Genomic DNA, 15479 nt, shown 5'->3' on the forward strand with positions numbered 1-15479 from the left:
CGCTAAGATCAGGGAGCAAGCTCCCATCTCTTCGCTCGACTTGCATGTATTAGGCACGCCGCCAGCGTTCGTCCTGAGCCAGGATCAAACTCTCCGATAGAAAGCTTAATCTAGCTTTTAAAACAATGTTTTGTTTCCGTAGAAACAACTACTTACATGGCGTTTCGTTCAGTTTTCAAAGAGCAATTCATTTCTTTCAATGTCGTTTTCAGCGACTTTATTAATATACCATATTAACTTAGTTGGCGTCAACAACTTTTTTGAAATTGTTTTTCATGTCAACCGCGTTGTTGCGGCGACCTGTATAACTATATCAGGGTTATCTTTGATATGCAACCCCTTTTTTAAAAATTATTTCAGAAAAACAAAAAGGACCCTTTTATTATAGGATCCTTTTGTTTCACCCTATGATAATAAGCTGTATGGCAGCAAGTGCTACAAGGCCAGGAATACCTAAGAATCCGGTAACGACAGCAGTTCCTGGATTAATAGGAACATGCAAATCAAAAGGACTACCGAACGTATTTAGAAAGAACAGTAGTAAAGCTCCGATGGCAAGCTTGATTAACCCCTGTCCGATCCAACGCAACGGTTTCAGTGGTGCCCCTACGAAAAGAAGCAAAACAATACTTAGGACAAATAAGCCAATAATGAGTTTTGGATCCATAATGGGCCTCCGCTCTTTTTCTCAGAATTACTAAATCATATGTCTGTCCAAATAAAAAAGAACGGGAAGTTTGAACTATCCCATTCTTATCTTTCTTCGTTTCGCTTCTTTTAATAGAAAGAAGTATTTCGCTTCATCAACTTTCAGCTTAGCAAGAACCGCTCCAGAGGGTTCTACGCTACGCTCTACAATTTCTTTCTGTTTGTTCCATACTTCTTTTAATTCATATAGCGTCTGAATCAAACGCTCATCAGCTTCCTTGCGTAAATAGCCTCTACGTTTGAAAAACATCATGTTCCCTCCTGACGCTACAATTCACGACGACCTTCCATTGCTTTAGAAAGGGTGACCTCATCAGCATATTCAAGATCGCCACCTACAGGAAGGCCGTGAGCAATACGAGTAATCCGAATCCCTGTTGGTTTCACAAGACGAGCAATATACATTGCTGTTGCTTCCCCTTCAATTGTAGGATCTGTGGCAAGAATGATTTCCGTCACCTTATCATCCTGTAGACGTTTCAAAAGCTCTGGCACTTTAATATCCTCCGGACCAATTCCTTCTACAGGAGAAATAGCGCCATGAAGCACGTGATAAAGGCCCGTATAGTCTTTCATTTTCTCAATAGCGATGACATCTTTCGCATCTTGAACGACGCAAATAACGGTTTCATCTCGATGAGTGTCTGAACAGATCCGACACGGATCCGTATCAGTAATGTGATTACAAACAGAGCAATACGTTAGCTGACGCTTCGCATTGACTAACGCCTTTCCGAAATCAAGCACGTCATCATCATTCATTTCAAGAACGAAAAAAGCCAGGCGGACCGCCGTTTTTGGTCCGATTCCCGGCAACTTCATAAAACTGTCGATCAGTTTTGAGATTGGTTCAGGATAATGCACCTGCGTTCCCCCTAAAACATTCCTGGCATATTAAGCCCTTGCGTAAATTTACCCATGTCTTTGTTTACCAGCTCGTCAACATTACGTAGCGCATCATTTGTTGCAGCAAGAACAAGGTCCTGTAGCATATCAATGTCATCTGGATCAACAACTTCTTCTTTTACAATAACTTCCAGAATTTCCTTATGGCCATTCGCTTTAACAAGAACCATGCCGCCGCCAGCTGAACCTTCAACGACTTTGTCTTTCAGTTCTTCTTGTGCCTTTGCCATATCCTTCTGCATCTTCTGCATTTGCTTCATCATGTTATTCATGTTTCCTCCGCCACCCATACCACGTTTCATAAAAAATTCCTCCTTAGTTATCGTTCATTTTAAGTTTGAATATCTAATAAATCATCGCCAACAAGGCGTCTTGCTTCAGCAATTAATGGATCTTCTGCTGGCTCCCCACCATTTTCGTCGGGTTCTGGTTCATCTCTTGTCTTCAAGAACTCAGCGCGGATTTCCTTCCACTCTGTTTCGACTATAGCAACCATTTCAAGCTGTTTGCCGATCGTCCGTGAAAGTACTTGTTCAAGCGTACCGCGAATGTTGTCTTTCGTTGCCATCTGGCAGTGCATATCGTACTGGAAAGATAGCAAGAAGGAGTTATCGGTAGCTGCAACTGGCTCGCTATCCTTTAACCAGGCGTGAGCAGAGACTTTTTCCTGACGGACGTTTTCCATCACTTCGCCCCAAACACTTTTTACTTTCATTAAATCCTGCTTGGTCGCTTTCTTCAGCATCTCTTTTATTCTACCATGAGATACACCAGATTTCTGTCTGGAAGGTTTAAATTGTTTCTTCTGTTTCGGTTCACTTGTCTCTTCTTGTTTAACCGTAACACCTTGCTCTTTCAGTGTCTTCAGTTCACCCTCAAGCTTCTGAATACGTTCAAGCAATTCGCTCTGATCTTGAGCAGGTTGACTCTGACTGCTGGTTTCATCCTGACAAATTTGTACGAGAGCTAATTCAAGGAAAATCCGCGGATGGTTTGTCCACTTCATCTCTTGCTGACTACGATTCAACGTCTCGATCACCTTGTAGATCCAATCTTTCGCTGATTGGTCACCTAACTGCTGAAACGTTTCATCAATTTTCACTCGTTCAACAACCTCTTCAAGCTGAGGGGCCGTTTGATAAAGTAATAAATCACGATAGTAATAGATCAGATCTTCAAGGAAACGTGCAGCATCTTTCCCGTGATCCATTAATTCTTCCACTGCATTCAATGCTTCCGCCACATCTTTATGATGGAAAGCCAATGCGATTTTTGAAATCATTTTTTGAGACACGCTTCCTGTTACAGCAAGCACATCATCTAATACAACTTCCGCCTCACTATATGAGATCGCCTGATCAAGAATACTTAAAGCATCTCGCATTCCGCCATCTGCTGCTCGAGCGACTTGATAAAGAGCATCTTCTTCTACCTCAATATCCTGCGCGTGAATAATGGTTTGTAACCGTCCCACAATGTCCTGCGCTGTTATCCTTCTCATATCAAAACGCTGACACCTTGAGATGATCGTTAATGGGATTTTATGAGGCTCCGTCGTTGCAAGGATAAACACCACATGCTTTGGAGGTTCTTCTAATGTTTTAAGAAGAGCATTAAATGCTCCTGTTGAAAGCATGTGAACTTCATCTATGATATACACCTTATAAGAAACAGAACTTGGTGCATACTTCACTTTATCGCGAATATCACGAATGTCGTCGACCCCAGTATTAGAAGCCGCATCAATTTCTATGACATCAGAAATTGATCCATCAGTGATGCCAAGACACGCTGAACATTCATTGCACGGTTCAGCTACTGGTGCCTTCTCACAGTTAATCGCCTTCGCAATAATTTTGGCAGCACTCGTTTTTCCCGTTCCTCGAGGTCCTGTAAACAAATAGGCGTGAGAGATTTTTTGCTGCATGAGTGCGTTCTGAATTGTTCTTGTAACATGCTTTTGACCAACCACATCTTCAAACGTTTGCGGTCGCCAAACGCGGTATAGCGCTTGATAACTCATTCGCCTACTCTCCTCCTAACCTCTTCATACGTTTCTATTATACCGTTTCATCGCCTTTAATTCAAAAGACAATCCTACCAAAACGATACTAAAAAACTCACCCTTTTAAAAGAGTGAGTTTGAGCATTTAAATTAAGTAAACCGTGCACCTTCCTTCGATAAAGCCACCACAGGCGTTACCTGAACAGTTAGCTCGATCCGGGCACTCCCGCGGCACACAGAGGGTACCTACTTACTGCTGCTTCCTTCCGGACCTGACAGGATTCATAGGACTCTGTTGCGCAGGACCCGAATGTCAACACCACTTATTCAGGTCAGACCCTGCAGTGGCTAAACCTCGGGAAGGGATTCAGTCTCGCTATAGCGGATTGCGAGTACAGGGCACCGCTAATTCCCCACCTAGCACGGCAAATTTGATAATAATGTTGTGCACTCGAATGGTGCAAGATAAAGTATATCGCATTTCGACCATTTTAGCAACAGGCCAAATACTCCATTAAATGTAAATGGCGGAGGCGAGAGGATTTGAACCCCCGCGACGTGTGAACGTCCTAACTGATTTCGAGTCAGCCCCCTTCAGCCAGACTTGGGTACGCCTCCATCAATCGTTGTCTCGCTGACAGAAAAACTATATCATGTCTCTTCAGGATTTTCAATGAATGATAATAGTTCCTTCTTACGCCGCTTTTCTTCTTTTTGTTTTAATCGTAAATGGCGAAAAAATGTCGATAACATCGTTCCGCATTCCCCTTCACATACACCAGCCGTGACAGCAGCTTGATGATTAAATCGGCTATCATCAAGAAGATTCATTAGCGTACCAGCACAACCGCCTTTCGGATCGGAAGCACCATACACTACTCGCTCCACTCTCGATAAAACAATGGCGCCACTACACATCGCACATGGCTCAAGCGTAACATAGAGCGTGCAGCCAGTTAATCGCCAGGACCCTACTTTACGACAAGCCTCATCAATAGCAAGCAGCTCAGCATGCGCTACAGATCGTTGTTCTGTTTCCCTAAGGTTATACGCTGACGCAATCACTTCATCATCTTTTACAATCACTGCGCCAATTGGCACTTCTCCAATAGCAGAAGCCTTGTCAGCTTCGGCTATTGCTAGTCGCATAAAATATTCATCTTTTTCAAGGTGATCCTCCATTCCATTCACTCCTTTACAGTCGTTTTATCTAAGAACAGTTTGGGTAAACTACATATTATTCCAATTTATTTAAAGGAGAGGAGTTCCGTTGAGCAAAGAACATATCGAACATAGCCACCAAGACACTTCCGCTGCACTTTTATTAATCGATGTAATCAATACGATGGATTTTGAAGATGCTGAACTTCTAGCAAGATACACAGAGGAAGCAGCTGACAATATTAAATCGTTAAAAGAACAGGCAAAATCAAAAGGAATGCCTGTGATCTATGTTAATGATAATTACGGCTTATGGCAATCTGATTTCAAAAAGGTGATTAACTATGCCGCCGAGGCAAAAGGACAACACCTAGTTGATCGTCTTGAGCCAGAAGATGATGATTACACAGTCGTTAAGCCAAAGCACTCTGGCTTTTTTTCAACACCACTTTCAACACTACTGAAGTATTTGAACGTTAACACTCTCATTCTAACTGGTTTTGCAGGAAACATTTGTGTGCTGTTTACTGCAAACGATGCATACATGAGAGAATATGATCTTTATATTCCATCCGATTGCTGTGCGTCTAACGTCAAAGAAGACAATGATTATGCCCTTCGTTTAATGGAAGGAAACTTAAAAGCCAACACTCAGGCTTCTAGTGAATTAAACCTTGACAAGCTGATTGAAAAGGCGAACCAACGCAACACAATAACAGCTTATGAAGGTTAAGAAAAGCCCCTCTTCCGTAGAAGAGAGGCCAATCATTAAGAGCTTGTTTGAAAGTAAGCAGGCCTTTGCTCAAAGGCAGCATTTAAATAAGTGACCATTAATTTATCATCGAAAAGTTTGCTGCCTTTACGAAGGCTTTGACAGTAGCCATCTCTAAACTCAAGACGATCAATTAAGAAGGAATGACCGTACCCACTATTCACAGTTACTTCAATCACACGCTCTTTCGCTGTAAAGGTAAGGGTCGTGTCATTGATCTGGAAGCGCACTTCTTCAAGATACTTTGAATGGTAAAGACAAGTCATACAACGAACAACTTCGTAATACCCTCCGTCAGTCGTCACACGCTCTGTTTTATATCGCTTTAGATCAGAATCAATATACATCATCACATCCTGAACCTTTTTCGTCGACATCGCCAATTGGACACTTGTATTTAGAGATTGATAGAAGCGTTTCTTAATCCCCACTTTATAGAAAACAAGCCCCATACACCATGTGACAATAAGAACAGGTAGCAAAATGGTTAGAAGGTCTTTTTCAAAAATCGTCCAGTCATAGTACCAAATGAGAAAAAGAACGGCTATCGAAAAAAGAATGCCTGCTAAAAAAGTTTGAGGACGATAATCACGAAAGTCATTTTCTGCTGTCGCAAGCTCTGCTTTTAACCATTCGAGCTCATATAAGTCAAAACGCTGCAGCTCTTTTTGCTGCCAGGCCGCATCATGCATCCACCCTTCCGAACGTTTATGATGCAAGAACCCTTTAAAAAAATTATGTAGATGTGAATTAGTTTCCATCTTCCGCTCAATCGTTTGCCTAAAAGCACGGTCATATTGCCGAGCAATCGCACTCATACCCTGAGCAGCGATGAGAAGGATAAGTAATAATAAGAAAAGCTGTCCCCACGGATTATCTGCGAATACGGATTGTAAACCATCAATCACGGGAGAAAGCTCTGATTTAAGATTGATCCCAACGGCACGAAATAATTCAGCCAATGTCCCTTTCCAATCGTCCAACTTAAAATCCTCCCAACTCTCCAAACTACTTCTATCATATCACCTTTAGGTCGCTTTAGCTTGCATTTTTTAACAATGTTTCCTACTTAAAATAAGCATTAATCGTCCAGTCTGTTTTCACATACACAGGTAGGTTTGTGATATTAACTTGAATGCTTTCAGACCTTTCATAGAAACCACGATCAATCATGAATACAATTCGATCTTGTTCCCTATCAAGTAAGTTTAGATTGCGAATTTCTCCCTTTTCATTCATCGCTTCGATTTTGACCTGCTTTTTATACTTCATATTTACGTATGGCGCTTCAGAAATAACTGAATTCACCAGTAAGTTAAAAGTGACACCATCCTCGTTGTAAAAGAGTGTATCTTTAACGATCTCAGATCCATAAATCGATGTGATCGGCTCAGCTAACTGATGTGAGTACGTTGATTCTTTAATCTGCTTATAGATTTCGTACTGATTCGGGTCAACGTCAAAGCTTACTTCCTTTGAAAAGTTGGCAATCAGCCCATCGAGGTGAATAGCTTCAGGTAGCTTCGTTCCAGCTGGAAAAGAAGCTGAGTATTGCCCGCCGCTTAGCTTCTCCACTAATAACGGGGCTATCTCTTTCTCCTTGTCGGATACCTTCAATTCAATATGAGGGATTGTCGAAAAAGGAGAATCGATCTCTAATATGAGCCGACGATCAGAAGCCGTCTCCTCCCATCGAGAAACCGTTACTGTAGTATCGTTAAATCTCTTTGTTTCATTAATCTGTTTCGTATTCTTTGTTTCCTTTTTATATTCATAAGAGATAGGGACGTTAACCTTAGCTGAACGATTTCCACTTACGATCGTTGTAAGTGCTCCGTTCCAATTTCGAAGTGGTTCGTTCGTCTCGGAATGAGCGACAGATTGAAACGTTCCCTTCATATAATAGTCACCTTCAAATAGAACACCTTCTTCTGTTTCAACGAGTTCCAATCCAGATGCTTCACCAGAAGGATCGTCCATCACAAGCTGATCGATTTTCGGAAGATCTTCTCTATTTCTTGTTAAGACAAATTCACTATTCGACACATCAACATGATAGAAAACATAGACGTTATGTCGAGAATACCAGACACCATCCAAGTTTATTTTAAAATCATCTCGCAGTGGCATATCTTTTAATGATTGATAGTCTCCAGACTGAATCGCGAGTTCAAGCCCGGGAGTTGTCTTTATAAAATAAGGAACGATGTCCTCAACCTTTTCCACAGTTAAAACGTCATCGGATACACTCTTGTCCTTTCCAATGACTGTAAACGTAATAAATGCCGCTCCTAAAAGAACAATGAGCGCAAGCCATTTACGCTTCCCCATACTAATTCACTCATTTCCACTGAATCGTTCGTTACTCTTTCGCTATACAGGGCAATGTTTCCTTTTATGTAGTTGTGCATATCGTTAAAGTGAGTAGAAAAAGAGGAATGAAGAAAATTGAGGGTAAGAAAGGCAAAATAAAAAACCCTTATCTCATAAGGATTTAAATGGTGGCCCCGAGAGGAATCGAACCTCCGACCTGCGGTTTAGGAAACCGTTGCTCTATCCCCTGAGCTACGGGGCCGAATGACTAACATTATACAACAAAATCTTATAAAGCAAAAGCATCGTGCAAAATAATTATCGCGCGATCGATAGACCGCGCGATGTCCGTACATTTCCCCAATTAGTTATTCTGTAACCCAGCTCTTCATATAATTTTTATCTTCATACTGCTGCACCTGTTCGATGACTTTAAGCGGTCGGAACGTGTCGATCATGACTGCAAGCTCGAGCGTTTCTTTTTTGCCGATGCTTGCCTCAATTTTCCCCGGATGTGGACCGTGTGGAATGCCTGAAGGGTGAAGCGTAATCGAAGCTTCCTCGATGCCTTTTCGACTCATGAAGTTGCCTTCTACATAGTAAAGCACTTCATCACTATCAACATTGCTATGAAAATATGGTGCTGGAATAGCATCTGGATGATAGTCATAGAGCCTTGGTACAAAGGAGCAAACAACAAAATTATGCCCTTCAAAGGTTTGATGGACTGGCGGAGGCTGATGCACTCTCCCTGTAATCGGCTCAAAATCATTAATATTGAACTTCCATGGATAGAGATAGCCATCCCAGCCAACAACATCAAGCGGATGATGATCGAACATATGACGATGCAATCCACCACGTGTTTTCGTCACGACTTCATACGAACCTTTTTTATCATGTGATAGAAGGCGTTCAGGACCATCAATGTCACGTTCGCAGAAAGGACTGTGTTCCATCAGCTGACCGTATTCATTTCGGTATCTTCTCGGTGCCGTAATCGCGCTATTTGCTTCTATAACGAGCCAACGGTTGTCATTTCCTTCTGGGATGACCCGGTATATCGTTCCAATCGGTATGACGATATAATCTCCCGGTTTATAAGAGAGCTCCCCAAACATCGACTCAATTCTACCTGAACCATGGTGGATAAAGAAAAGCTCATCTCCGTCACCATTTCGATAAAAATAGTCCATCGGCTCTGTTGGGTTTACCACACCGAGGATCACATCCTCATTACCCAGGAAATAACACCGCTCGACAACTGCATCGCCCTTTTTGTCGTATTGTGCCGTTCGGAAATGACGATGACGTAGCGCAGATTCTGCCTCATACTCAGGTGTTGTCTTTTTTATAAAAGTTGCTTCCGTTACTGCTGTTGGAAAATGGTGATGGTACAAAATCGATTGGATTCCTGAAAACCCCTTCGTCCCCATCACTTGTTCCCGGTATAAGGATCCGTCTTCTCTTTTAAAAGTTGTGTGACGTTTAGACGGTATCTCCCCCATCGTCCGATAGTAAACCATTTTCATCCTCCTCTCCAACGACATTTGAAAGTGTGCCTAGATGAGCAATAGACAAATCAACTCTGTCACCAGGCATAAGGAATTCACGTCCCGATTGTTCAAGAATACACCCGCTGCCAACCGTACCTGAACCGATTACTTCACCAGGATATAAGGTCACATTACGCGAAGCCTGTTCGATGAGCTCACCAAAGGAATAATACATCTCTTTCGCATTTCCCGAGGAATAACGCTCGCCATTTACGAACGCTTCCATATGCAAATCAAGCTTTCCTTGTTCAAGAGAGAACTCATCAGCCGTAACAAGAAACGGACCGAAAGAAGTAGCAAAATCTTTTCCTTTTGCTGGCCCTAAGCCTACTTTCATTTCTTGTGCTTGCAGGTCACGTGCGCTCCAGTCATTCATGATCATAAAACCGAAAATGTAGTCTTTCGCCTGACTTGCTTTAATATTGCGCCCTTCTTTCCCAATGACGCAGGCAATTTCTAGTTCATAGTCTAACTTTTCACATGCTTTGGGACGTAGGATAACATCTTCTGGACCTTTCACAGCAAGATGATTTGAAAAATAGAAAACTGGAATCTCGTACCACTCAGGCACAACATCAAGTCCTCTTTTCCTCCTTGCAGTGACCACATGCTCTTCAAAGGCATAAAAATCTCTGATGCTCGTTGGACGAGGAAGAGGCGCATATAGCGTGATATCCTCTAGCGCGTAATCTCCATTGCGGCATTGCTCAATGAGCGGTTGGTACTGAGGATAATCAATAATAATCCTCACGAGATCTGCTGGAATAATTCCGTTAGAAGCGTCATGCAATCCGATAATACGTGAATCTTTGTAAATACCGGCCTGTGATTTCCCATCTACTTCGAAAGTAACGAACTTCAATCGTCTCAGCTCTTTCCATCAGGAGATGTTTTGCGAATTAATGTAAAGGTATCCGCTACCGCTCTTGTATACTCTTGACCAGCGAGTCGTCCTACCGGCTGGAGCATCGCTGTATCTATCTTCCCATCCCGATATAATGCATCACGTACGTGCACCATCACTACTTTGCCAATAACGAGGCTACCTGATCCTTCATGATCACCGAACTCCACGATCTGATCAAGAACACATTCGAGCTGCACGTCACTCTCTTCCACTCTAGGAGGGCCAACCAGCTCACTGTTAGCTTTTGTAAGCCCAGATTCAAGAAACTCATCTGTTCCTTTTGGAAACGGTGTTGCGCACTCGTTCATTTGCTCGGCAATTTTTTCACCAACGATATTAATCACAAATTCCCTGGACTCCTCTATGTTTAAGAGTGTATCCTTTTTATCGCCTTCACCCGCTTTTCGCATTGGCGCAAAACAAACCATCATAGGATCAGCGCAAATGCCCGTAAAAAAGCTAAAAGGCGCCAGATTTACTTCGCCCACTTTATTTATCGAGGAGACAAAAGCAATTGGACGAGGAAGGACAGATCCAATTAATAATTTATAAGCCTCTTTCCAGGCTAATGTATCGGGTTGAACTTTCATGAGTGAGGCAACTCCTTCTTATAGTTGATTGAAGCTAACTTCTATAAGTTGCCTCTACGTTCCTGCTCTCGCTCAATCGCCTGAAATAATGCTTTGAAGTTACCTTCCCCAAACCCTTTTGCACCTTTGCGCTGAATAATTTCAATAAATAATGTTGGTCGATCGACAACAGGCTTTGTGAAAATTTGCAATAAATACCCTTCATCATCACGATCCACCAGGATCTTCAACTCACGAAGTTTACTAATCTCCTCATCAATCTCACCTACTCGCTCAGTGAGCACATCATAATAATCATCTGGCGTTTCAAGAAACTCAACACCACCATCACGAAGTTTTCCAACGGTATCAACAATATCATTCGTTAAGACGGCAATATGCTGAACGCCAGGGCCATTGTAATAATCGAGGTATTCTTGAATTTGCGACTTCCGCTTCCCGTTTGCAGGCTCATTAATCGGGAATTTAATGCGTCCCCCGTTGTGCATCACTTTCGACATTAATGCAGAATACTCCGTGCTAATGTCTTCATCATCGAAATGTATCATTTGCTTAAAGCCCATCACATTCTCATAATAAGAAACCCACTCTTCCATTGATTCTACGTTTCCAACGCAGTGGTCAATGCCGAGCAAGCCTGTTTCCTTCGCCGGAATTGTCCCTTCAAACTTTTTGTATCCTGGCAGAAAAAGCCCAGAGTAGTTTTTACGTTCAACTAACGTATGAATCGTATCACCATACGTGCCGATAACGGCCATTTTTACAACACCGTTCTCATCTTTGTATTCTTTAGGTGGGCTTAGCTCAATCGCGCCTCGCTCAGCAGCTTCTTTGTAAGCGTTATCAACATTTTCTACAGTAAGAGCAATATCTTTCACGCCATCCCCGTGCAATTTAACAAACTCTGCAATTGGATGATCATTCGACAGTGCACCTGATAAAACGAGGCGGATATTATTCTGTTGCAATACGTAAGAAACCTTTTCACGATCTCCTGTCTCAAGTCCTGAATAAGCAACGGGCTTAAATCCAAATGCCTTACAAAAATAATGACTCGCCTGTTTCGCATTTCCAACATAAATCTCCAAATAATCGACGTCACGTACCGGGAAAAAATCAGCCGTTTCCTGTTGATTTTGATTCAACATTTGCTCCTGCACAATCATCCCTCCAAGAATAGTTTGTCACTCAGCTTAAACGTATAGCTTTTTCCATTTCCTTTCAAGAACACCTGCTAAAGCCATAACGCATTAAACGAAAAGCGGAAGTGGGCCCGTTTAAATCCGCAGGATGTTGGAGCCCAAGAGATTGAGACGCTTTTTGTCTCATTCGAATGGGCGAAACAGCCGGAGGATTTGGCCCGCGCAGCTAGACACGAAAAGCGGAAGTGGGCGTTTAGACACGGCAGGCACTGGAGCCTTTTCATTTGAACACGGTCTTTGTGTTCGGATGAAAAGGTGAAGTGACCGAGTGTTTGCCCACTGCAGCTGGATCAACGCAAAGCGGAGACGAGCGGTTAGAAACAGAGCCCTTCCGCTCGTTAGCGGAATTAATGTCATTTTCGCGGATATATCCTGAATATCGCGGAATTAAATGAGCTTTTCGCGGAAAAAACGGAAATATCGCGGAATTCTCCCTAATCAAGTGCTAATCAAGCTCAGAAAGGCTATGTTTCCCTTTATAGGACGTCGCAAGACTAAAAAGGATTACCACCAAGCACTTATCTCGCCTTTTTCTCAAAATAGCTGGACATGGGATAGATTGTTACGCTTTGAAAAATAAGGGATAACAGTACGGCCCCAAAAGTGAGCGAGATGATCGTACTATCACCAGACCCATATTCCGATTCCAAACTTAAAAGAAGCGCCACTGACATCGTTCCACGAATGCCTGACCATGTAACAAGGGAGATGTCTTTCCAATTAAATTCACTTCGCCACGCTGAAAACGATTTGATAATTCCAGCTAGCACCAGGAACCTTACAATAATCGAAGCGAGAAAAACGAGCCCAACAAAAAGCCAATGATTGAAGTCTAGATAGTTGGTCGTTTCAATACCAATTAGCAGAAAAATTAAGGCAAGAATACTCGGCTCTACGACTTCCCAGAAGCTATTGAGGTATTCTCGATAATGAGATTCTTTAATATAACCGTCCAGTTCATATGAAAGCATAATTCCCGCTGCAACGACGGAGAGAACACCTGATACACCAAGGTTTTCTGCCACATAAAAACTACCATAAGCGAGAACGATACTTAACATCACCTGATACTGCCGCTGATGAGTGAACGAAATGGCACGACACACGATCCAACTAAATATGGCCCCAATTGCAATTCCTCCAATTGACACAAGAGCAAAGTCATAAAGAAACGAACTAATTGAAAAGCTCTCATCACCAAGGTACATGCCGGCAACCACAGTGAAAAGCACAATACTGGTGCCATCGTTCACCATTGATTCCCCTTCAACTACATCAGCTATTTTCGGATCTTTTGATGCCTGTTTTAAGATGGAGACCACAGACACCGGATCGGTAGGCGTTAGTATAGAAGCAATTAATAGCGCCCCCACAAATGAAATGGAAAGGAATGGTCCGCTTAAAACATAAAGTAAGCCTCCAAGTAGAAGAGCACTAAATAATAAGCCTAGTGTACTTAAAGCAGCGATAATGCCAGCGTGCTTTTTAAGATGAGCAAATGGAAATTGATAAGCTGAAATAAAAAGTAAGGCCGGAAGAAACCATTCAAAGATAATGTCTTTCGTGATATGTACCGAACTGAAGAATGGAAGAAAAGAAAGACCGATTCCGATCAGCAATAAAACGAGAGGGGCAGGGAAGTTTTTTTGTTTGTTATCAATTGTGTAAACTAAATAACCGATAAAAAGTAGAATTATGATTTGATTCGAGCTCATCATCTCACTCCTTTTATTTCCTATTTTCCCAAACGATTTTAGCATCAAACAGAGAGGCTATTTTTACCTTTATCTTGCCGGTTTTAACCCTGTCAACCAATCCTGGTGTATGCTACAATAATCTTTGTCTATTAAAAGATATGTAAGGTCTGCTATAGGAAACGACGGAGGAGGATACGTAATGAATCAGACCCCATTTATTGCCGTCGAAGGCCCCATCGGAGTTGGAAAGACCTCCCTATCTCGAGCTATTGCTGCTCATTATCAATTTGAAATTTTTCAAGAAATCGTAGAAGAGAACCCGTTTCTCGGGAAGTTTTACGACAACATTGAAGAGTGGAGCTTCCAAACCGAGATGTTTTTTCTCAGCCATCGATACAAGCAATTAGAAGAAATGGAAAAGCATCATTTATCAAAGAAGCTTCCGGTTATTTCTGATTACCACATTTTTAAAAATAAGATTTTTGCGCAACAAACACTTAGTGACCAACACTTTTCTAAATATATGAAGATCTATGACATTCTAACCGAGGGAATGCCTGAACCAAACGTCATTATTTATTTAAATGCTAGCCTTGAAACGCTGCTTAATCGAATTTCTCAAAGAGGCAGACAAATCGAAAAAAGCATCGATCCTGCTTACCTTGAACGTCTTTCATCGGATTATGAACGGTTTATGCATGAATTTGAAGCACAGCACCCAGATATCCCTGTGCTCCGTTTCAATGGTGATGAGATGGATTTTGTTTCCAATCCAGAAGATTTGCACACCATCTTCCAATCCCTCGAAAAAACATTGAAAGAAGGAGACCCTGTTAAATGAACCTCAGAGAAAAATACAACATCCCACAGGACGCCGTCATTACAATTGCCGGGACGGTAGGTGTTGGGAAGTCAACGATTACAAGCTCACTTGCAAATGCATTGCAATTTCGAACTTCTCTTGAAAAAGTGGATAACAATCCATATTTAGAGAAATTCTACAATGACTTCTCTCGTTGGAGCTTTCATCTGCAAATTTATTTCCTTGCAGAACGCTTCAAAGAACAGAAGAGAATGTTTGAATATGGTGGCGGCTTCGTTCAAGACCGTTCTATTTATGAAGATACAGGCATTTTCGCAAAAATGCACTATGAAAAAGGGACGATGTCGACTGTTGACTATGACACCTACACAAACCTTTTCCAATCCATGGTGATGACGCCTTTCTTCCCACATCCAGATCTCATGATTTACCTTGAAGGTTCCTTTGACGACGTCGTGGATCGCATTAAAGAGCGAGGCCGTCCGATGGAGCAACAAACGCCAACTGCTTATTGGGAAGAAATGTACGAACGCTACACGAACTGGATTGACAGCTTCAACGCCTGTCCTATTCTTCGCTTGAATATCAATGAATATGACCTTGTGAATGATCCATCTTCTGTTGAACTGATCTTAAAACGTATTGAACAGAAGTTTCAGCAAATCCCTTCCCTAAATCGATAATCTAAAAAAAGCTATCCAATTGGATAGCTTCAGCTTGTAGAGGAACCCTTGGTTCCTCTACAAGCTTTTTTAATGGTTTTGATTTTCCTGTTAGTTGAAATGGTGTTTTGAAGTATATAAGATGAAAAAAACTCTCCTTCACCTAGCTCAGCCGGT

16 protein-coding genes, 2 tRNA genes, 1 rRNA gene and 1 other RNA gene are annotated in these 15479 nt (G+C 42.0%); 3 read left to right on the forward strand and 17 right to left on the reverse strand.

Annotated elements, in window-relative coordinates; genetic code table 11:
- From PQ578_RS22150 to tadA, 9 genes are all read right to left on the reverse strand, one after another.
- Positions 1–100: ribosomal RNA gene (locus PQ578_RS22150) — 16S ribosomal RNA — on the reverse strand; the annotation flags it as partial.
- 300 nt (positions 101–400) lie between these two features.
- Entirely contained in the window at positions 401–667 is a 267-nt protein-coding gene (locus tag PQ578_RS22155; protein ID WP_098445654.1) for a pro-sigmaK processing inhibitor BofA family protein, read from the reverse strand.
- A 75-nt stretch (positions 668–742) separates the two neighbouring features.
- Positions 743–958: a YaaL family protein gene (locus PQ578_RS22160; protein ID WP_098445653.1), complete on the reverse strand. Its 216-nt coding sequence runs from the start codon at positions 956–958 to the stop codon at positions 743–745.
- A gap of 17 nt (positions 959–975) precedes the next feature.
- Positions 976–1572, reverse strand: coding sequence for a recombination mediator RecR (recR, locus tag PQ578_RS22165; protein WP_160921685.1), 597 nt, complete (start codon positions 1570–1572; stop codon positions 976–978).
- Between the two features lie 11 nt (positions 1573–1583).
- Complete coding sequence (locus PQ578_RS22170) at positions 1584–1904, reverse strand: YbaB/EbfC family nucleoid-associated protein (RefSeq protein WP_098445890.1); 321 nt, start codon at positions 1902–1904, stop codon at positions 1584–1586.
- Positions 1905–1945: 41 nt separating this feature from the next.
- The gene (gene dnaX / locus PQ578_RS22175; RefSeq protein WP_165999053.1) at positions 1946–3637 is read right to left on the reverse strand and encodes a DNA polymerase III subunit gamma/tau; all 1692 of its coding nucleotides are present in this window, start codon (positions 3635–3637) and stop codon (positions 1946–1948) included.
- 141 nt (positions 3638–3778) lie between these two features.
- Positions 3779–4045, reverse strand: an RNA gene (gene ffs, locus PQ578_RS22180) — signal recognition particle sRNA large type.
- 99 nt (positions 4046–4144) lie between these two features.
- Positions 4145–4237: transfer RNA gene (locus PQ578_RS22185), tRNA-Ser, on the reverse strand.
- A gap of 33 nt (positions 4238–4270) precedes the next feature.
- Positions 4271–4801: a tRNA adenosine(34) deaminase TadA gene (tadA, locus tag PQ578_RS22190; protein ID WP_273837316.1), complete on the reverse strand. Its 531-nt coding sequence runs from the start codon at positions 4799–4801 to the stop codon at positions 4271–4273.
- Between the two features lie 88 nt (positions 4802–4889).
- Between tadA and PQ578_RS22195 the strand changes: the two genes are divergently transcribed.
- Positions 4890–5513 (forward strand): cysteine hydrolase family protein, encoded by a 624-nt coding sequence (locus tag PQ578_RS22195; protein WP_273837317.1) that lies wholly within the window; start codon positions 4890–4892, stop codon positions 5511–5513.
- 35 nt (positions 5514–5548) lie between these two features.
- Here PQ578_RS22195 and PQ578_RS22200 read toward each other — a convergent pair whose 3' ends face one another.
- From PQ578_RS22200 to PQ578_RS22235, 8 genes are all read right to left on the reverse strand, one after another.
- A complete protein-coding gene (locus tag PQ578_RS22200; protein ID WP_273837318.1) occupies positions 5549–6535 on the reverse strand; it encodes a hypothetical protein in 987 nt (328 codons plus the stop codon).
- A gap of 82 nt (positions 6536–6617) precedes the next feature.
- Complete coding sequence (locus PQ578_RS22205; protein ID WP_273837319.1) at positions 6618–7883, reverse strand: hypothetical protein; 1266 nt, start codon at positions 7881–7883, stop codon at positions 6618–6620.
- A gap of 168 nt (positions 7884–8051) precedes the next feature.
- Positions 8052–8127 (reverse strand) — tRNA-Arg (locus tag PQ578_RS22210).
- A gap of 106 nt (positions 8128–8233) precedes the next feature.
- Entirely contained in the window at positions 8234–9391 is a 1158-nt protein-coding gene (locus tag PQ578_RS22215) for a homogentisate 1,2-dioxygenase (RefSeq protein ID WP_273837320.1), read from the reverse strand.
- Complete coding sequence (locus PQ578_RS22220; protein WP_273837321.1) at positions 9354–10283, reverse strand: fumarylacetoacetate hydrolase family protein; 930 nt, start codon at positions 10281–10283, stop codon at positions 9354–9356. The genes PQ578_RS22215 and PQ578_RS22220 overlap by 38 nt, the downstream gene beginning before the upstream one ends.
- 5 nt (positions 10284–10288) lie before the next feature.
- On the reverse strand, positions 10289–10918 hold the full coding sequence (locus PQ578_RS22225) for a flavin reductase family protein (protein ID WP_273837322.1): 630 nt from the start codon (positions 10916–10918) through the stop codon (positions 10289–10291).
- A 41-nt stretch (positions 10919–10959) separates the two neighbouring features.
- A complete protein-coding gene (gene hppD, locus PQ578_RS22230; protein WP_273837326.1) occupies positions 10960–12066 on the reverse strand; it encodes a 4-hydroxyphenylpyruvate dioxygenase in 1107 nt (368 codons plus the stop codon).
- Positions 12067–12638: 572 nt separating this feature from the next.
- A complete protein-coding gene (locus PQ578_RS22235; protein ID WP_273837323.1) occupies positions 12639–13835 on the reverse strand; it encodes a cation:proton antiporter in 1197 nt (398 codons plus the stop codon).
- Positions 13836–14016: 181 nt separating this feature from the next.
- Here PQ578_RS22235 and PQ578_RS22240 point away from each other — a divergent pair, with 181 nt between their 5' ends.
- Entirely contained in the window at positions 14017–14658 is a 642-nt protein-coding gene (locus tag PQ578_RS22240) for a deoxynucleoside kinase (protein ID WP_273837324.1), read from the forward strand.
- Complete coding sequence (locus PQ578_RS22245; protein ID WP_273837325.1) at positions 14655–15323, forward strand: deoxynucleoside kinase; 669 nt, start codon at positions 14655–14657, stop codon at positions 15321–15323. The genes PQ578_RS22240 and PQ578_RS22245 overlap by 4 nt, the downstream gene beginning before the upstream one ends.
- Positions 15324–15479: the final 156 nt, after the last annotated feature.

It is taken from the genome of Guptibacillus sedimenti (assembly GCF_028610665.1).
In the GTDB taxonomy this organism is placed as follows: domain Bacteria; phylum Bacillota; class Bacilli; order Bacillales; family Guptibacillaceae; genus Guptibacillus; species Guptibacillus sedimenti.